This is a genomic window from Halomonas sp. CKK8, assembly GCF_029625235.1.
In the GTDB taxonomy this organism is placed as follows: Bacteria; Pseudomonadota; Gammaproteobacteria; order Pseudomonadales; family Halomonadaceae; genus Halomonas; species Halomonas ventosae.
The window spans coordinates 820,282-838,418 of record NZ_CP121193.1; the positions used below are offsets into that span (position 1 = coordinate 820,282).

The 18,137-nt window shown below is 67.0% G+C and carries 19 protein-coding genes; all 19 read left to right on the forward strand.

Annotation, left to right across the window (positions count from 1 at the left end; genetic code table 11):
• The first annotated feature begins 31 nt into the window (after positions 1-31).
• The 19 genes from P8934_RS03900 to lpxL all read left to right on the forward strand — a co-directional run bounded on the left by P8934_RS03900 (position 32) and on the right by lpxL (position 18,137).
• Positions 32-1,165: a GNAT family N-acetyltransferase gene (locus P8934_RS03900; RefSeq protein ID WP_278033028.1), complete on the forward strand. Its 1,134-nt coding sequence runs from the start codon at positions 32-34 to the stop codon at positions 1,163-1,165.
• Positions 1,166-1,354: 189 nt separating this feature from the next.
• Complete coding sequence (locus P8934_RS03905; RefSeq protein ID WP_278033029.1) at positions 1,355-2,734, forward strand: sigma-54 dependent transcriptional regulator; 1,380 nt, start codon at positions 1,355-1,357, stop codon at positions 2,732-2,734.
• Positions 2,735-3,090: 356 nt separating this feature from the next.
• Positions 3,091-3,522, forward strand: a complete 432-nt coding sequence (locus P8934_RS03910) for a hypothetical protein (protein ID WP_278033030.1) — start codon at positions 3,091-3,093, stop codon at positions 3,520-3,522.
• Positions 3,523-3,524: 2 nt separating this feature from the next.
• Complete coding sequence (locus tag P8934_RS03915) at positions 3,525-4,247, forward strand: hypothetical protein (protein WP_278033031.1); 723 nt, start codon at positions 3,525-3,527, stop codon at positions 4,245-4,247.
• Between the two features lie 52 nt (positions 4,248-4,299).
• A complete protein-coding gene (locus P8934_RS03920) occupies positions 4,300-5,376 on the forward strand; it encodes a hypothetical protein (protein ID WP_278033032.1) in 1,077 nt (358 codons plus the stop codon).
• Positions 5,377-5,483: 107 nt separating this feature from the next.
• On the forward strand, positions 5,484-6,188 hold the full coding sequence (locus tag P8934_RS03925) for a C39 family peptidase (RefSeq protein WP_278033033.1): 705 nt from the start codon (positions 5,484-5,486) through the stop codon (positions 6,186-6,188).
• A gap of 47 nt (positions 6,189-6,235) precedes the next feature.
• Entirely contained in the window at positions 6,236-7,036 is an 801-nt protein-coding gene (locus tag P8934_RS03930) for a hypothetical protein (RefSeq protein WP_278033034.1), read from the forward strand.
• 160 nt (positions 7,037-7,196) lie between these two features.
• On the forward strand, positions 7,197-8,255 hold the full coding sequence (locus P8934_RS03935) for a transporter (RefSeq protein WP_278033035.1): 1,059 nt from the start codon (positions 7,197-7,199) through the stop codon (positions 8,253-8,255).
• Positions 8,256-8,465: 210 nt separating this feature from the next.
• Positions 8,466-8,816 (forward strand): cell division protein FtsB, encoded by a 351-nt coding sequence (gene ftsB, locus P8934_RS03940; protein WP_278033036.1) that lies wholly within the window; start codon positions 8,466-8,468, stop codon positions 8,814-8,816.
• Positions 8,813-9,568, forward strand: a complete 756-nt coding sequence (gene ispD / locus P8934_RS03945) for a 2-C-methyl-D-erythritol 4-phosphate cytidylyltransferase (RefSeq protein ID WP_278033037.1) — start codon at positions 8,813-8,815, stop codon at positions 9,566-9,568. Before ftsB ends, ispD begins: the two co-directional genes overlap by 4 nt.
• A 21-nt stretch (positions 9,569-9,589) precedes the next feature.
• The gene (gene ispF / locus P8934_RS03950; protein WP_278033991.1) at positions 9,590-10,084 is read left to right on the forward strand and encodes a 2-C-methyl-D-erythritol 2,4-cyclodiphosphate synthase; all 495 of its coding nucleotides are present in this window, start codon (positions 9,590-9,592) and stop codon (positions 10,082-10,084) included.
• Positions 10,077-11,192 (forward strand): tRNA pseudouridine(13) synthase TruD, encoded by a 1,116-nt coding sequence (locus P8934_RS03955; protein WP_278033038.1) that lies wholly within the window; start codon positions 10,077-10,079, stop codon positions 11,190-11,192. Before ispF ends, P8934_RS03955 begins: the two co-directional genes overlap by 8 nt.
• Positions 11,192-11,938, forward strand: a complete 747-nt coding sequence (gene surE / locus P8934_RS03960) for a 5'/3'-nucleotidase SurE (protein ID WP_278033039.1) — start codon at positions 11,192-11,194, stop codon at positions 11,936-11,938. Before P8934_RS03955 ends, surE begins: the two co-directional genes overlap by 1 nt.
• Positions 11,925-12,593 carry a protein-L-isoaspartate(D-aspartate) O-methyltransferase gene (locus tag P8934_RS03965; protein ID WP_133636463.1) on the forward strand — a complete coding sequence of 223 codons (669 nt, stop codon included), beginning with the start codon at positions 11,925-11,927 and terminating at the stop codon, positions 12,591-12,593. The genes surE and P8934_RS03965 overlap by 14 nt, the downstream gene beginning before the upstream one ends.
• A 10-nt stretch (positions 12,594-12,603) precedes the next feature.
• On the forward strand, positions 12,604-13,578 hold the full coding sequence (locus P8934_RS03970; RefSeq protein WP_278033992.1) for a DUF368 domain-containing protein: 975 nt from the start codon (positions 12,604-12,606) through the stop codon (positions 13,576-13,578).
• A complete protein-coding gene (locus tag P8934_RS03975; RefSeq protein WP_278033040.1) occupies positions 13,571-14,764 on the forward strand; it encodes a peptidoglycan DD-metalloendopeptidase family protein in 1,194 nt (397 codons plus the stop codon). The genes P8934_RS03970 and P8934_RS03975 overlap by 8 nt, the downstream gene beginning before the upstream one ends.
• A 117-nt stretch (positions 14,765-14,881) precedes the next feature.
• Positions 14,882-15,895, forward strand: a complete 1,014-nt coding sequence (gene rpoS / locus P8934_RS03980) for an RNA polymerase sigma factor RpoS (protein WP_106229781.1) — start codon at positions 14,882-14,884, stop codon at positions 15,893-15,895.
• Between the two features lie 198 nt (positions 15,896-16,093).
• Positions 16,094-17,197: an alanine racemase gene (gene alr, locus P8934_RS03985; RefSeq protein WP_278033041.1), complete on the forward strand. Its 1,104-nt coding sequence runs from the start codon at positions 16,094-16,096 to the stop codon at positions 17,195-17,197.
• A gap of 22 nt (positions 17,198-17,219) precedes the next feature.
• Entirely contained in the window at positions 17,220-18,137 is a 918-nt protein-coding gene (gene lpxL, locus P8934_RS03990) for an LpxL/LpxP family Kdo(2)-lipid IV(A) lauroyl/palmitoleoyl acyltransferase (protein ID WP_278033042.1), read from the forward strand.

Genomic DNA, 18,137 nt, shown 5'->3' on the forward strand with positions numbered 1-18,137 from the left:
GCCGCTGCCCCCTCTTTCCCCGGGAGTCCCCATGTCGGAACTGGTCCTGAGCGAAGTGTCCGCCATCGAGGCGGTGCCGGCCGTGGCCTGGAATGCGCTGGTCGGCGACGACCACCCCTTCCTGCGCCACGAGTTCCTGCATGCCCTGGAAGCGAGCGGGGCGGTGAGTCCCGCCACCGGCTGGGTGCCGCGCCACCTGACCCTGTGGCAGGGCGAGGTGCTGGTCGGCGTCTTGCCCCACTACCACAAGCACCACTCCTTCGGCGAATACGTCTTCGACTGGGGCTGGGCCGAGGCCTGGGAGCGCGCCGGGGGCGACTACTACCCCAAGGGGCTCTCGGCGATCCCCTTCACCCCGGCCCCCGGGCCGCGCCTGGCCCTGGCACCGCACCTTGACCCCCTGGCCGCCCGCCGGGTGCTGGCCGAGGCCTGGGAGGAAAGCGAGCTGTCGAGCTGGCACCTGCTGTTCGCCGAGCCGGCCGAGGTCGAGGCCTGGCAGACGGCCTGTCCGTCCCTGCTGGCACGCCAGGGCGTGCAGTTCCAGTGGCAGGATCGCGGCTATGGCGACTTCGAGGGCTTCCTGGCCGCCCTGACCGCGAAGCGGCGCAAGGCGATCCGCCGCGAGCGGCGCCTGGTGGCCGATCAGGGCCTGACCCTGCATCGCCTGGAGGGCGAAGCCATCGACGCGGCGGCGATGGCCCACTTCTTCCGCTGCTACGAGATCACCTACCTGGAGCGCGGCCGCCACGGCTACCTCGGCCTCGACTTCTTCGAGCGCCTGCGCCGCACCCTGCCCGAGGCGCTGCTGCTGATCCAGGCCCGCCGCGACGGTATCCCGGTGGCCGCCGCGCTCTGCCTGCAGGGCAACCGGACCCTCTATGGGCGCTACTGGGGCAGCGAGGTGCTGGCCGACTGCCTGCACTTCGAGGCCTGCTACTACCAGGGCATCGAGCACTGCCTGGCACGGGGGCTGACCCTCTTCGATCCCGGGACCCAGGGCGAGCACAAGCTCTCCCGGGGCTTTGCCCCGCGCCGGCTCACCTCGCTGCACCATATCGCCGACCCGCGCCTGCGCGACGCCGTGGCGCGCTTCTGTGCCGAGGAGCGGGCCCATGTCGAGGCCTACTGCCGGGCGGCGGAGGCGGCGCTGCCCTTCCGGAGCTGACCGAGTGGCGACTGCTACACTCACCCTGCGCAATGTAATCAGAATGTATCTCATACTTCAGCACCCAATCAGCTAGTGGCAGTGAGCGTCCTGAAAGGTCTGGTTCCCGGCTCCAGGTCACCGTTGTCGGTGAACCGGCCCTCTGCAGGTCGCATGTCACTCGCTGCCGCAGGGATGAGGTGAGTCGTCATGGAAATGAAGCAACGTTGCTGGCTGGTGGCGGAGGATCCGGTAGCGGCAGAGCAGTTCGAAGCCAAGATCGACTCCATCGGCTGGGAAGCAAGGCGACTATTTCCGCCTCTTTTCAGCTCTCGCCTGGAGGAGGACAGAGAGTGCGGGGTCGGGCTGGTTCTGCTCGACGGCATGGCGGATGCCCGGCTAGCCCAGCTGGAGGCAATGCTGCTCGAGAGCCACTGCCCCTGGCTGGTGGTCGCGGCAGACGATACGGTCGAGGATGCCGGCAGGCGACAACTGATTGCCACGCTGTGTCATGCCGTGGTGGCTCCGACCATCGAGCTCGCCGAACTCGACTGCTTGATGCGACATGCAGTGTCCCTGTCACTGCTTCGGTGTGGCGACAGCAGGCCCTGTCACAGGGAGGCTGCCCTATCAGCTGACATGTCAGAATATGAAATGGTGGGGACCAGCCCCGTGATGCGGTCCCTTTTCCAGGCTATCCGCAAGGTGGCAGCGGTGGAGGCGCCGATCCTGATAGGCGGTGAATCCGGGACGGGCAAGGAGCTGACCGCCCAGGCGATTCATGAGCGTTCACCGCGGGCGTCATCGTCGTTTCATACCATCAATTGCGGGGCCTTGCCGGACCACCTGATCCAATCCGAGCTCTTCGGGCACGAGAAGGGAGCCTTCACCGGAGCGGTCCAGCGCAAGATCGGCCGGATCGAGGCAACCGACGGTGGCACCCTCTTCCTTGACGAGATCGGTGACCTGCCGCTGGAACTCCAGGTCAACCTGCTGCGCTTTCTCGAGACACAGAGCATCCAGCGCGTGGGCGGCCTGGAAGACATCAGGGTCGATGTGCGCATCATCGCCGCGACCCATGTGGACCTCGAGGCTGCCGTCGAGGAGGGGCGATTCCGCGAGGATCTCTACCATCGGTTGAATGTGCTGCATGTCAGGGTGCCGGCGCTCCGTGAACACCCTGACGATATCGAGGTGCTGGCGCGTTACTTCTTCGAGCGCTTTTCAGGAGAGAAGAGCGCCCGACTCAAGGGGTTTTCCCGCGAGGCGGTGGTGGTCATGCGCCAGTATGCCTGGCCCGGGAATATCCGTGAGCTGATCAACCGCATCCGGCGTGCCATGGTCATGTGCGAGAAACGCCTTATCCAGCCCAGGGATCTGGGCATCGAGCGTCGCAAGATCGTGCGCCATTCGATGACGCTCGACCAGGCCAGGGAGAGGGCAGAGCGAGAGGCATTGGTTGCCGCGCTGGAACGCAACGAGAGTAGGGTCCGCCCGGCGGCCCGGGAGTTGGGAGTCTCGCATGTCACCATCTATCGGCTGATGGAAAAGCACGGTATTTCCCATCCGGGAGTGGAAGCCGAGGGCTGATCGGCTGATCGTATTATCTTTCCATCCTCCCGTACTGAGGATCTGCATGTTGCCTGATGGGCCTTCCATCAGGCTTTTTCATGGATGGTACCAGGATCTAGTCCTGTGGGAAGAAGGAGGCGGTTCATGCATGAAACGGCCTTATCGAATTAAGCTAATTGTCTGATTTCGCAACATTCCTGACCTGAGATCCGTCTCCTGAGCGGGGAGGGAGGGAGGAGCGTTACACCTGCTTAACGGGTCCTGCCGAGGAGATCTTCGCATTTAATCCAATAAAAACAGTGACTTAAATTTTGGCATGGCGTTTGCTCCCATCAGGGTAAGAACCGCATACGGGATGCTGAGCAGGTGTCGGCATGAAGGTGAAGACTCAGATACAGCGACCCACGAGCAAGCAGCGGATCACGGCAGTGACGGGCGAGTCTGCCAGCTACGGCCTTCGGCTAGCCGTGATGGTCGGTCTTCTCGGCGCCATGTTGGCCGTAGACACGCGGCAGGATGCCCAGGCAGCAGAGGCGAAGCTTGTCGAGGCCTCTTCCCCCGCGCTGAAGCCGGAGGCATCCGATGCCGTTCGAATGGAGCCTCTCGATGACCCTTCGCTCCAGGCCGTTCGTGGTCGCCATGTCGATGCCGGGCACGTTGAAGGCACGAGGAGCAATTCGGTCATCCTCTGGGACGAGCGCGGGAAGGATACCCCGACGGCTGGCAGCAAGAGTACCGTCAAGTCTCGCGCCACGGGAATCGGCAACCATCAGGAAACCACCGTTACCACCCGCCGGGGGAGATAGTCATGGGCCTCATGAAGCTGCTGGACAAAGACGTGAAAAAGGGCACAGCACCGATGGCGATGCGGTTCGGCAAGGAGGCCGGCAAGTTGGCCAGCCACACTCGCGTGTCAGGCCTGAGGGACACCACCAAGCTGATGGCAGTTGCCTCTCTGTTGGCTGCCGGCATGCCACTGGCCATGGCTCAGGAAGAGCTGACAACGCGCAACAACAGCGCCCTCGACAGCAGCGCCCTCAGCAGGGTCGCGGGCATCAGCACCACCAACCTGGCCGCTGGCGAGGGCAACCTGCAAAGCAACAGTGGTGCCATCTCCATCGGTGATGTCGCCACCACGGCCAACGCCCTACGGCAACGGTCACGCATCGACGATTCACTCGTCGACCGGCAGGACAGCGTCAGTATTGAGGGCCGCGCCTATCGACATTCCGAAGGGTGGATGTCGATCAATCAGGCAGCGGGCCTGGGGAATGTGCAGAGCAACGCCTTCGAGGTGGCTCTGGGCATATCGGCCAGCAACCTGAGTGACAGCAGTCTTCAACAGGTAATGGCCGATCAGCAGGGGCTGAATGGGACCGAAGGTGATGATTCGGGCAAGTCTTCACGGAGGATCGAGGTCGACGAGACCACCTTCGAGGGCACCCGAGGTGTCATCCAGGTCAACCAGTCAGCCGGCACGGGAAACGCTACTCGCAACAGCTTCCGCATGAACATGGCGCTGGGAGAGTAGCGCAATCGCAACGCAGGAATCCGAACGATTCGGTTCATCCAGGAGGAAAGCCATGAAGACGTTCCACAAGACTCCGCTTGCCATCGCCATCACCACCCTTATGGTCGCGCCTTATGCACTGGCTCAAGGCGAGGAGGTGCCAGTATTCCCTGAAGGCAACGAGTTCAGCACGGAGAGCACAATCAATTCGGAGTTCAACAACTCGATCAATGTCAGTATCAACAACAGCGCTACCAGCGACAGCAGTTTCATCACCAGTGTGACTGCCATCAGTGAAGCTGATCAATACGCCGGTGCCACGGTGGACAGCAAGCAGTTGACCGATGGCAACGTGGTGACCAATCAGGGCTCGGAGAACGACGCAACGATGGGCGGCGACTCCTTGGTCGGATCCTCGGGCAACATCGGTGCCAACGTGGCCGCTGGCGACAGCAACAGCCAGGCCAACGATGCAGCACTGGCTTCTTCGGACGCCGCTGAGGTATTCGGCCAGGCCGAAGCCTACTCCGCCCAGTCGGCCTCCGGTAATATGGTAAGCAATATCGGCAGCTCCAATTCGGCCCAACTGGGTGGCAACTCGCTGCAGAATGCCGCCGGTAACATTGCTGCCAACGTTGCAGCTGGCGTCGGTAACGCCCAGCAGAACTCGCTGGCGATTACGAATAACAGCGCCTCCGGCGATGCCAGTGCCACCTCGGCGGGCGTGCAGTCAACCTACAACAATGCCACCTTCAACGGACCGGAGATCCGGGAGACGGGCGGTACCGCCGAGGTCGACCTGGACGTGACGCTGGATGCCAGCGACCTGGTCATGGAGCAGCAGCCAGAATCTGTTGAGATCCCGATCTACGATGATGCAGGACCAACAGGCTCAGAGAATCTCGATCACGTTGGAGAACTGGAGGACCTGGCTTTTCAGGGTACCAAAGACTCCACGCTGGGCATGACCGTGACCGGGGAGGTGCCCACCGAAGGCACGGCCTATATCGACCATCGCAATGACGCGTCCCTGGACGGCAGCGCCCTCAGTGGGGCCAGCGGCAACATCGGCGCCAACGTGGCGGCAGGGACAAACAACCTGCAGCGCAACTCCCTCTCCATCGCCTCGTCAAGCGGCGGCGGCAGCTGATCCTGCTCGCCAGCTCTTGGCAGAACGGCGATGCTGCAACCCAATCCCGGCCTGCCTCGGCAGGCCGGGTGTTCTACCCCAGACGAGAGTGAGTCGAGGAGTTGCTCATGCCAACCCACCATCGATTCGCGCTAGGGTCCGTACTCCTGGGGCTCTTGCTCCCGCTTCTCGATGCTCAGGCGGCCAGTATGCGTCTGGGCAATGTCATGTCCGGCACGATGATCCACAAGGATGTCCAGTCCATCCGTGAGCGTCGCTTCGAGAATATCGTCGAGCAGAAGACGGATTTCTCCTGTGGCGCGGCCTCGTTGGCCACCATTTTCCGGTATGCCTACCAGAAGCCCTCCGTCACCGAGGAGAGTGTCCTGGCTGGCATGCTTGAGGTCGCGGACCCCGAACTGGTTCGTCAGCAAGGGTTTTCGCTGCTGGACCTGAAGCACTACGTGGAGGAACTGGGCTATCGCGGCCGGGGGTACGAGGTGGCACCGAAAACCCTGGATGAGGTGTCGATCCCGGTCATCGTGCTGCTGGACCTGGAGGGCTACAAGCACTTCGTGGTGATGAAGAAGGCTAGCGGTGATCGTGTCTACGTGGGGGATCCGGCTCTTGGCAATCGCGTCATGGATCGCGAAGCGTTCATGGATGCCTGGAACAACATCATTTTCGCCGTCGTCGGCGAGGGGTTTGATCCGGATACGGTACTGCTGGATCCGCGGCAGCCGCTGACGGCACATCGCATGCAGGATGTCTTCGCCCCGGTACCGAAGCAGAAGTTGCTGGACTTCGGTTTTCGTCATGCCGACCTCTTCTGACTCCACCGAACCTGCAGGGGCTATCAGCCGAACAGGGGGTGACGATCATGCTCAAGAAAGCGTGGCAACGTAATTGCAAGAAGGCAGGCCTCGCGGCCTTGCTGGCGGTCTCCACGACGGGACTGGCGGCACCGGCCGAGGCCGCCACCTCGGACTTTGATGCCTTCACATCGAGCCGCGAGCTGAGTGATGACGAGCTCGGGCAGCAACGAGGACGGTTCGTCGACAAGGGCAGTCTGATGTTCTTCGGGGTGCAGGTAACCAGCGAGTGGCGGACGTCCCACGGCGAGCACCTGGTGGCCCAGGGGGACTTGAGGGGGGATCTCAGCGGCGCAACACCCCACGTGAGTTTCCAGCCGCGGATCACCGCGGTAGCGGCGGATTCCCTGGCCTCGGATGGCCCGGTGGGCAATGGTGCCACCGTCGTGGATGCCGGTACCGGCAACGCCGGCGGCGTGGTGCAGACCATCCAGGCGGCCGGGGATTTCAACGCCGCCGCCAACGACCTGCAGATCGATGTGCTCGACGCCGCCGATGCCTCGGTTCCCCAGGGAGCGGGCGCTGCGAGCGTAAGCGCCGTCGAGCAACGGCTGGCATCCGGCACGCGAGTCTCGGTCAGTAATGGGTCCCAGGGCATGGGAGTTTCACTGGATGTCCCGGGCATGGGGCACGTCAAGCAAGCCGTCGTTCCGAGTCAGGGGCTGCGCCAGTCGATCCAGTTGACCAGTGACTTCCAGCAGGTGCGCAACCTCACGCGGCTACAGCTCTATATGGGGGAGCGCGGTGCGACGGCCGATGCGTCCGGCGTGCGCCGTGCGGTCCGCTCGGCGCGTCCCCTGGCACCTTGAGGAACCTAGATCCGTGGATGGCTGGTCTACACACCGTCCGGGGTGAACGATAGGGTAGGAGAGTGCAGGCCACTGGTCGTGCCGGGAGAGGGGCACGGCCAGTGTCGCTTGGCAGGAAGTTGCGCACCAATGATTTGATGAGCACACAGCGAGGTCATTCATGCGGGATACGGCATCACTCTTTTACGTTTCCATCGTGGCAGCATCGCTTGGAGCGGCATCGACGGCTCACGCCCAGATGGCCGATGACGAGGAAGAGGTGGTTCGCGAAGCCAGGCCCAGCAAGAGTGTCGAGAACGTCCTTCGCGAGGAGCATACCCTCTTCTCCGATCGGCTGACCATCGAGCCGGGCATCAACTACTCCTATTCCGATCGCTCCCAGCTGGCCCTGCGGGGCTTTCTGGCTCTCGACGCCATCTTTCTGGGGGAGATCAGTGTCGATGCGGTCGAAAGCCACATCACGACGTTCGACCTGAACACCCGTTACGGCTTGACCGACCGGCTGGAACTCGGGGTGAACCTCCCCTTCGTTTACCGAACCAGTACCTACCAGTCCATGGGTGATGATTTCTCTACCGAGAAGAACAGTGAGACATCCGTGGATGAAGCGGACCTCGGTGATATCAGCCTGTCACTCTCTTATCGGCTATTCCAGGAAACGGAGACCCGCCCCGATCTCGTCTGGAATCTTGGCGTGCGTGCGCCGACAGGTACCGATCCTTACGGGCTTGATGTGCGTACAGACGCCAGCGGCAATCTAGAGGTGCCTACCGAACTGCCTACCGGTAACGGCGTATGGGGTGTCAATACCGGGGTGTCGCTCCTCAAGACGCTGGACCCGGCCATCGTCTTTGCCAATCTCGGCTATACGTATAACTTCGAGGAGAGTTTTGATGATATCTCTGCGAGCGAAGGCAACCAGCCCGGGGATGTGAAGCTTGGGGATACCATTCGCGCCGGCTTCGGGACGGCCTTTGCGCTCAACGAGAGCCTCAGCCTCTCGCTTTCCTATTCCCACGAATATATCCAGCAATCTGAAACAACCCAAGGCGGTGCTACCAGCAAAGTGGTCGGCAGCGACGCCAATGTCGGAGTGCTGAATCTGGGCGGGACCTATGCGCTGGATGACAGCACCTCCATCGTCACCAGCCTGGGCGTGGGCCTCACCGACGATGCCTCGGACATCAGCCTGACTTTCCGCATGCCCTTCCAGATGTAGACGCCTCGCGGATCGATTACCCTGGGCTCAGGCAAGCCACCGAGTTCGGTGGCTTGCCTTTTTCCGCGCCACCTCGGTAGGGGACAAGCTGGCAGCAGGGTTCCGCTGCGTATTGATTGTCCCTGCCATGCTTCTGCCTGGCGCCTCGCCGCCCGACGTCACAAGATGGCATAATGCCCGCCATTGACACCCTCGTGACGGACTCCCTGCATGCTCAAGTGGCTGGCCATCGTGCTCATCATACTGCTCGCGCTGCTGCAGTACCGGCTGTGGCTCGGCGAGGGCGGCATGCGCGAGCTTGCCGAGGTGCGCCAGCGGGTGGCCGTGCTGGAGGAGGAGAACCAGCCGCTGCGCGACCGCAATGCGCGCCTGGCCGCCGAGGTGGTGGACCTCAAGACCGGCCTCGATGCCATCGAGGAGCGGGCCCGCAGCGACATCGGCATGGTGCGCAGCGACGAGCAGTTCTTCTGGGTGCCCGGCGTGGCGGTAGAGACCACCGGTCTCGAAGTCAATGCCGGCCTGCTGGGCATGCCGGCGCCCGGGGCGGAGGCCGGCCAGTGAGCGGACGCCTGTGGCTGGTGGTGCCCGCCGCGGGGCAGGGGCGACGCATGGGCGCCGACCGTCCCAAGCAGTACTTGCTGCTGGCCGGCCGGCCGGTGCTGGCCCGCACCCTGGCGCGCCTCCATGAGGCCTTCCCCGAGGCCCGGCTCTGCCTCTGCCTGGACGCCGACGATGGCCACTTCGACCCGGCCTGGGTGCCCTTCGCCGACTGGCGCCGCGCCCCCGGCGGGACCGAGCGGGTCGACTCGGTGGTCAACGCCCTGGAGGCCATCGCCCCGGAGGCCGAAGAGGACGATCTGGTGCTGGTCCATGACGTCGCCCGGCCCTGCGTCACCGTCGACGACCTGAGGCGCCTGGTGGCGGCCATTGCCGACGACCCCGTGGGCGGGCTGCTGGCGGCACCGGTGGCCGATACCATGAAGCGCGACGACGGCGCCGGGCGGGTGCGGGCCACCGAGTCCCGCGAGGGGCTCTGGCACGCCTATACCCCACAGGGCTTCCGCCATGGCCTGCTGCGTCGCGCCCTGAATGATGCGCTGGCGCGGGGTGTGGCCGTCACCGACGAGGCCTCGGCGGTGGAGGCGGTAGGCCTCTCGCCGCGGCTGGTCGGCGGGCGTCGCGACAACCTCAAGATCACCCATCCCGAGGACCTGGCCCTGGCTGAGCTGGTGCTGTCCGCCCAGGCTCTGGCCGCCCAGGCGGCCTCGAGGACCCACCCCGAGGCGTCCCCGCACGGGACGAACGGAGCATGAAGGGAGCATGAAAAACGCATGATGCGAATCGGCCACGGCTTCGATGTCCACCGCTTCGGCGAGGGCGACCACCTGATGGTCGGCGGCGTCGCCATCCCCTTCGACCGCGGCTTCATCGCCCACTCCGACGGCGACGTGCTGCTGCATGCGGTCTGTGACGCCCTGCTGGGCGCCTGTGCCCTCGGCGACATCGGCCGCCACTTCCCCGATACCGACCCGGCCTGGGCCGGCGCCGACAGCCGCGGCTTGCTGCGCCACGTCGCCGGGCTGGTGGTCGAGGCCGGCTACCGGGTCGGCAATCTGGACGCCACCCTGATCGCCCAGGCGCCGAAGATGGCGCCGCATATCGACGCCATGGCCGGGCATATTGCCGAGGACCTGGGCGTCGCCAGGGGCGCGGTCAACGTCAAGGCCACCACCACCGAACGGCTCGGCTTCACCGGCCGCGGCGAGGGCATCGCCGCCGAGGCGGTGGCGCTGCTGGTGCGCCGCGACGGGGATTCGGCCGGTGAGTGAGGTCAGGTCATCCGGCGTCCAGGATGCCATCGACTGGCCGCCGGCCTGGCCGCGGGTGCTGGAAGGGGAGCTCGGTGCGCCGTCATCCGGCGACTATCGCGCCGTCCCCGAGGACTTCCAGGTCGAGGAAGCCCTTGACTTCGCCCCGGAAGGGGAGGGCGAGCACCTATGGCTGTTCATCGAGAAGCGCGACCTGACCACCGCGATGGTCGCCCGCGAGCTGGCCCGGCTCTGCGAGGTCTCGCCACGGGAGGTGGGCTATTCGGGCATGAAGGACCGTGTCGCCGTGACCCGCCAATGGCTCTCCGTGCAGCTGCCCGGCCGCGAGGCCCCCGAGGGCCTCGCGGCGCGACTCGCCGAGCGGGGCATGCGGGTCCTCGACCAGTCCCGACATCCGCGCAAGCTCAAGCGCGGCGTGCACCGGGCCAACCGCTTCCGCCTGCGGATCACCGGGGCCGCCGTGGCCGACCCGGCGCTCGAGGCGCGCTGGCAGCGTCTGTGCGACGCGGGTGTGGCCAACTATGTCGGCCCCCAGCGTTTCGGCCCGCACGGCCGCAACCTGCAGCGCGCCCGGGCCGTGCTGGCCCGCGGCTGGCGCAAGCGCGATGACCGCGAGGGCATGCTGCTCTCGGCGGCCCGCAGCTACCTGTTCAACGAGTTGCTGGCCGCCCGGGTGCGCGACCATAGCTGGGCCACACCGCTGCCCGGCGAGGTGGTCATGCTCGACGGCAGCGCCAGCCAGTTCGACGTCGCGCCCGACGATGCCGCCGAGCTCGCCGGGCTCGTCGAGCGGGCCCGGCGCCTCGATCTGCACCCCGCCGGGGTGCTGTGGGGCGTCGGCGAGTCGCGCGCCACCGGCGAGGCCCGGGCCCACGAGGCTGCCCTGGCCGCGCGCTACCCGGGCCTGTGCGGCGGGCTGGAGCGCGCCGGTGTCCGCCTGGCCCGCCGGGCACTGCGGCTGCGCCTGGGCGAGCCGCGGATGACGCGAGGCGACGGCGAGCTCTGGCTGGCCTTCAGCCTGCCGCGGGGGGCTTTCGCCACCGCCGTGCTGCGGGAACTGATCTCTCATCCCTCTCTGGGGGCCCCTTCCCCCGACAGGAGCCTGTGATGCGTCGACTGCTGCTCTCCAATGACGACGGGGTGCATGCCCCGGGGCTGCGTGCCCTCCATGATGCCCTGCTGCCCCATGCCCGGCTGCGTGTTGTCGCGCCGGACCGCGACAAGAGCGGGGCCAGCAACTCCCTCACCCTGAGCCGGCCGCTGGCGCTCGCCTCGCTCGACAACGGCTTCTACAGCGTCGACGGCACCCCCGCGGACTGCGTCTACCTGGGAGTCAACGGCGTCTGGGACGAACGGCCGGACCTCGTGATCTCGGGCATCAACCACGGTGGCAACCTCGGCGACGACGTGCTCTACTCCGGCACCGTGGCCGCCGCCATGGAGGGGCGTAACCTGGGCATGGCGGCCATCGCCATGTCGCTGGTGGGCGCGCGCCACTTCGAGACCGCCGGGCGGGTGGCGGCGAGCCTGATCGGGGCGGCCGAGCAGCTCTCGCTGCCGCCGCGCAGCCTGCTCAACGTCAATGTGCCGGACCTGCCGTGGAGCGAGATCCAGGGCTTTCGGGTCACCCGGCTGGGCTATCGCGGCCCGGCGGCCCGCCCCCTGGAGGTGCGGGACCCGCGGGGCCGGCTGCGCTACTGGATCGCCGCCGTGGGCGAGAACGCCGACGATGGCCCGGACACCGACTTCGCCGCCATCGAGGCGGGCTATGTTTCCATCACGCCGCTGCAGACCGACCTGACACGGCATGCAGCGCGCGACGACGTGCAGGACTGGCTGGATGCACTCACCTGATCTGCTGCGCGGTGTCGGCATGACATCGCAGCGAACCCGGGACCGCATGGTCGGCCGGCTGGCCGACCAGGGGATCCGCGACCCGCGGGTGCTGGAGGTGATGGCCCGGGAGCCGCGTCACCTCTTCCTCGACGAGGCCCTGGCGCATCGTGCCTACGAGGACACCTCGCTGCCCATCGGTCATGGCCAGACCCTCTCCCAGCCGTGGATGGTGGCGCGCATGACCGAGCTGGTGATCCAGGAGGCGCCGTCCCGCGTGCTGGAGGTGGGGACCGGCTCCGGCTACCAGACCCTGGTGCTGTCGCGCCTGGTGAAGGAACTCTGGTCGGTGGAACGGATCAATGCCCTGCATCGTCGTGCCGGCGGCCGCCTGCGCCTGCTCGAGGTCCGCAACACCCGCCTGCGCCTCGCCGACGGGGGGCATGGCTGGCCGGAGGAGGCGCCCTTCGAGGTGATCCTGCTCACCGCCTGTGCCAGCGAGCTGCCGGCGCCGCTGCTCGCCCAGCTCGGCGAAGGGGGGGTGCTGATCACGCCGCTGGCCGAGCCGGATGGCCGGCAATGGCTGACCCGTGTGCGCCGCAGCGACGAGGGCTTCGAGACACAGCGGTTGGAGGCGGTGCGCTTCGTGCCGCTGCTGGAAGGCGTCATTCGATGAAAGGAGTCCGCTGTTGAAGCGTCATCTCGGTATCTTTCTCAGGGGCGCCGGCATGGGGGCCGCCGATGCGGTGCCGGGCGTCTCCGGCGGCACCATCGCCTTCGTCACCGGCATCTACGAGGAGCTGATCCACAGCATCAAGCAGTTCGGTCCCAGCGCCTTCGTCGCCTGGCGACGCGGCGGCCTGCCGCTGCTGGCGGCTCATCTCAACCTGGCCTTCGTGCTCCCGCTGCTGGCCGGCATCGCCATCAGCCTGGTCAGTGTGGCCCACCTCGTCGTCTGGCTGATGGACGATTTCCCCCAGCTGCTCAACGGCTTCTTCTTCGGCCTGGTGGCGGCGTCGGCGGTGGTCGTCAGCCGCCACCCGGCCGACTGGAAGTGGTGGCACCTGCTGCCGCTGGCCGGTGGCCTGCTGCTGGCCCACGGCCTGCCGTCGCTGATGCCGCTGGTCACCCTGCTCGGCAGTCCTGACCTTGTGCTGGTGGTGGGCGGGGCCATCGCCATCAGTGCCCTGCTGCTGCCCGGCGTGTCGGGCAGCTTCCTGCTGCTGACCATGGGCCTCTACGGCACGGTGATGCAGGGCATCCGCAGCTTCGACCTGGGGTTGATCGGGCTGTTCGGGGCGGGCTGCCTGGTCGGGCTGTTCGGCTTCTCGCGGCTGCTCTCCTGGCTGCTGCGCCACCACCATACCGCGACCCTGCAGCTGCTGGTCGGCTTCATCATCGGCTCGCTGCCGGTACTCTGGCCGTGGCGCGAGCTGGTACGCTACCAGCTGGGTGCCGAGGGCCAGATGATCCCCCTCGACTACCGTTACCTGACCCCGGCCGACTTCGCCGAGCTGACCGGCGACCCTGCCCGGCTGCCGGCGGTGGTAGCCCTGATGCTGGCCGGTGCGGTCCTGGTGCTGCTGATCGCACGGGCCAACCGGCCGGCGACACCCGGTTCCCGACAAGGTGCTGACAAGGAGGAAGGCTCCGATGCATAAGGTATTTCTGATATCCGGCCTGGCCCTGGCCCTGGCCGGCTGCGCCGCCCAGCAGGGCGAGAGTGGCCCGGTGCAGGTCCGCGACCTGTCGGCCAGCCGGGCCGACGCGACGCCCGGCGAATACACCGTGGAAGCCGGCGACACGCTCTACGGCATCGCCTGGCGCCATGATATGGACTACCGCGACCTGGCGCGCCTCAACCGCATCTCTCCCCCCTACCGCATCGAGCCCGGCCAGCAGCTGGTGCTGGGCGGCGAGGGGCGCGCCACCGCGGCTTCCGGCCAGGACGGCGGCGAAGGCGCGTCCGGCGGCCGTGGGGTCGTGGCCACGGGCCTCGGCGGCGAGGCGTCCGGCAGCGACGAGGAGCTCGACTGGCTGATGCCCGACGAGAGCGCCATCGAGCGCAACCGTCGCCTTTCGGCCGAGCGCCTGGAGGAGGGCGACGCGTCCCAGGGGCCCAGCCAGACGGCCATGGAGAGCGCCGATGCCGTCTCGGGGGCCGACCAGGGCCCGGGCCCGGTCTACAGCTACGACAGCCCGGGAGCGGATGGCAGCCTGAGCGAGCGTGACCTGGCCGAACGGCGGGAGCTGGCCGCGCGCACGGAGGCGGAGAATGCGCAGCAGCAGCAGGCCGCCGGCACGACGGCGGCGGCACAGGGCGACCCCGAGCCAGACGCGGCGGCCGAGGACGAGGCGGCCCAGGTCGCCCGGGCGTCCACGGAGAGGGACGACGCCGGCGCCGATGCCGGGACCTCGGTCGCCGGCGAGCCGGCCGCCGAGCAGCGCGCCGGACGCAGCTATACCCCGGTGGACGAGGTGGACTGGCAGTGGCCGGTCGCCGGTGACGTGGTCGGTCAGTTCGGCGAAGGGGGGAGCATCACCGCCGGCATTGATATCGCCGGTCAAAAGGGGCAACCTGTCAAGGCAGCCGGCCCGGGAATCGTGGTCTATGCGGGCAGCGGCGTCAGGGGCTACGGCAACCTGATCCTGCTCAAGCACAACGACCAGTTCCTGAGTGCCTATGCCCACAATGACACCCTGAACGTCAAGGAGAACGATGTGGTCGAGGCCGGTGAGGTCATTGCCACCATGGGCGACAGCGATGCCGAGGATGTCAGGCTGCATTTCGAGGTGCGCAAGGATGGCCAGCCTCAGGACCCCCTCGAGTTCCTGCCGGCCCGCTGACCCCGACGGTCGGCGCGCATCGGATCCATGACGGGGGGCCGCACAATAATAACTTCGCGCGTCGATCGTCCGGCCATGGACCCACGACGCCCTGTCGCAACCATGGGGTAGCAATCGATGAGCATGCTTGAACGGGACCTTCAGGATGTGAATCTGGCCTCCGCCGACGAGGCGGACGATGACGCTGTCGAGGCAGAGGATGACCTGGAGCGGGAAGAGATCGAGGACGAGGAGGCGGTGGTCGGCGACGAGGAGGCCTTCGAGAAGGCGCTGAGTCGCGAGGATCGCCATCACCGTCACAGCCTCGATGCCACCCAGATCTACCTCAACGAGATCGGCTTCTCGCCGCTGCTGACGCCGGAGGAGGAGGTCTACTACGGCCGCCTGGCGCGCAAGGGTGATCCGCTCGGCCGCTCGCGGATGATCGAGTCGAACCTGCGCCTGGTGGTGAAGATCGCCCGGCGCTATCTCAACCGAGGCCTCACCCTGCTCGACCTGATCGAGGAGGGTAACCTGGGCCTGATACGCGCGGTGGAGAAGTTCGACCCCGAGCGCGGCTTCCGCTTCTCCACCTACGCCACCTGGTGGATCCGCCAGACCATCGAGCGGGCGCTGATGAACCAGACCCGCACCATCCGGCTGCCGATTCACGTGGTCAAGGAACTCAACATCTACCTGCGGGCGGCCCGCGAGCTGACCCAGAAGCTGGACCACGAGGCCACGGCCGAGGAGGTCGCCGACTACCTCGACAAGCCGGTGGAGACGGTCAAGAAGATGATGGGCCTCAACGAGCGGGTCTCCTCCGTCGACTACCCGATGGGCAGCGAGAGCGACAAGCCGCTGATCGAGACCCTGGCCGACGACAACGACCAGGGCCCGGAATCCACCCTGGTGGACGGCGACGTGCGCCAGCATGTCGACGAATGGCTGGCCGAGCTCACCGAGAAGCAGATGGAGGTGGTGGTGCGCCGCTTCGGCCTGCGTGGCCACGAGGCCGCGACCCTCGAGCAGGTCGGTGAGGAGATCGGCCTGACGCGCGAACGGGTCCGCCAGATCCAGGTGGAGGCGCTCAAGAAGCTGCGTCGCATGCTCGACAAGCAGGGCCTCTCGCTGGATGCCATCTTCGAGTGATGCCGTGTGCCGGAGGAGGCGCCTCCGGCACCGTCGTGTCATTCCCTCATGACGGTCAGATGATCGCCCTGTCAACATGCCCCTTTATCTGGCGTTTATCCCGCTAAAAGCTCTCTTGCTAGTTGGTCGTGCCGTGAAATCGGCTCCTCTTTGGGGGATAATCGTGGCGTTTCCCATCGACGCTCCAGGACCCCGACCATGGCCCGGCCGCTGAACGCCGACATCGACCTCGACGCCCTGCGTCACAACTATCGCCTGGCCCGTGACCAGGCCCCCCACAGCCGCGCCGTCGCCGTGATCAAGGCGGATGCCTATGGTCATGGCGCCGTGGCCTGTGCCCGGGCACTCGAGGGGCTGGCGCCGGCCTTTGCCGTGGCCTGCCTCGAGGAGGCGCAGATCCTGCGCGAGGGGGGCATCACGGCGCCCATCGTGCTGCTCGAGGGCATCTTCGAGGCCGCCGAGCTCGAGCGGGTCGAGGCGCTGGGGCTGTGGATCGCGGTGCACACCGACTGGCAACTGGAGGCGCTGCTCGCCTATCGCCCCGCGCGACCCATCCCGGTGTGGGTCAAGGTGGACTCGGGCATGCACCGGCTGGGCTTCCCGCCGGAACAGGCCGAGGCGGTCTGGGCGCGTCTCGCCGCGGCGCCCGACCGCGCCTGCGACCTGCACCTGATGAGCCACTTCGCCACCGCTGACGCCCTGGAACCCGGCTACTTCCGGCGCCAGCTCGAGCTGCTCGACGACCTGGCGATCCGGCTCGAGGCCCCCACCTGTCTCGCCAACTCCCCCGCCACCCTGGCCTGGCCCGAGGCGCATGGCGCCTGGAACCGTCCTGGGGTGATGCTCTACGGCAGCGACCCGCTGGAAGCCTCCAACGAGGCGAGCCGTCGCCTGGCGCCGGTGATGACCCTGCGCTCCGCGATCATTGCCGTGCGCGAACTCGCCCCGGGCGAGCCGGTGGGCTATGCGGGGCGCTGGAGGGCGCCACGCCCCTCGCGGATCGGCGTGGTCGCCTGTGGCTACGGCGACGGCTATGACCGGCACGCGGTCGACGGCACCCCGGTACTGGTCGATGGGCAGCGCACGGCCATCGCCGGCAAGGTCTCCATGGACATGCTGACGGTGGACCTCACCGACCTTCCCGAGGCCGGCATCGGCAGTGAGGTCGTGCTCTGGGGACGCGCCGCGAACAGTGCGCTGCTGTCGGTGGATGAGGTAGCCCGCCATTGCGACACCATCAGCTACACCCTGCTGACCGGGGTGCTGCCGAGGGTGCCCAGGCGGTATCATGGGGCGGACTGATCGCCGCACCACGGGAAGCCGCATGTCCAGGGACGACACCCCGCAGACCGCCTTTGCCCATCCGCGCTACTGGCCGACCTGGCTGGCTATCGGCGCCATGCATGTCGTGGCCTGGCTGCCCTGGCGGCTGAAGCTGTGGGTCGGCCGGGGGATCGGCCTTGCCGCCTGGCGCCTCGCCAGGCGGCGACGCCATATCACCGAGACCAATATCCGCCTCTGCTTTCCCGACCTCGACGAGCCCCGGCAACGCCGGCTGGTCAGGGAGACCTTCGTCGCCAATGGCATCGGCATCGTCGAGACGGCCACCGGCTGGTGCCGCGATCCGGAGCACCTGCGCCACCGCGTCACCTTCCTGGGGCAGCAGCACCGGGCCCGGTTGCAGGCCGAGGGGAGGGGGGCGCTGATCCTCGGCATTCACTTCTCCACCCTGGACCTGGGGGCCGCCCTGCATGCGCTCTACTTCCGCGCCGACGCCGTGCAGCGGCCCCATGACAACCCGCTCTTCGACCGCTTCATGTCCCGCGCCCGCGCCCCCTACTTCGATGCGGTCCTCGACCGCCATGACCTGCGCGGCGTGGTGCGTCGCATCAAGGCCGGGCACGGCGTCTGGTACTCCCCGGACCAGGACTTCGGCCGCGACGCCAGCGTCTTCGCCCCCTTCTTCGGCATCCCGGCCGCCACGGTGCGGATGACCGCGCGCATCGCGCGCATGACCGGCGCCCCGGTGATCCCGCTGATCTTCCACCGCAACCCGGATGACCGCACCTATACCCTGGAGTACCTGCCGCCGCTGGAAGGCTTCCCCAGCGGCGACGAGGTGGCCGATGCCGCCCGAATCAACGCGGTGATCGAGGCGGCGATCCGCCGCCACCCGGAGCAGTACCTGTGGCTGCACCGGCGCTTCAAGACCCGCCCGCCCGGCGAGCCCAAGCTCTACTGA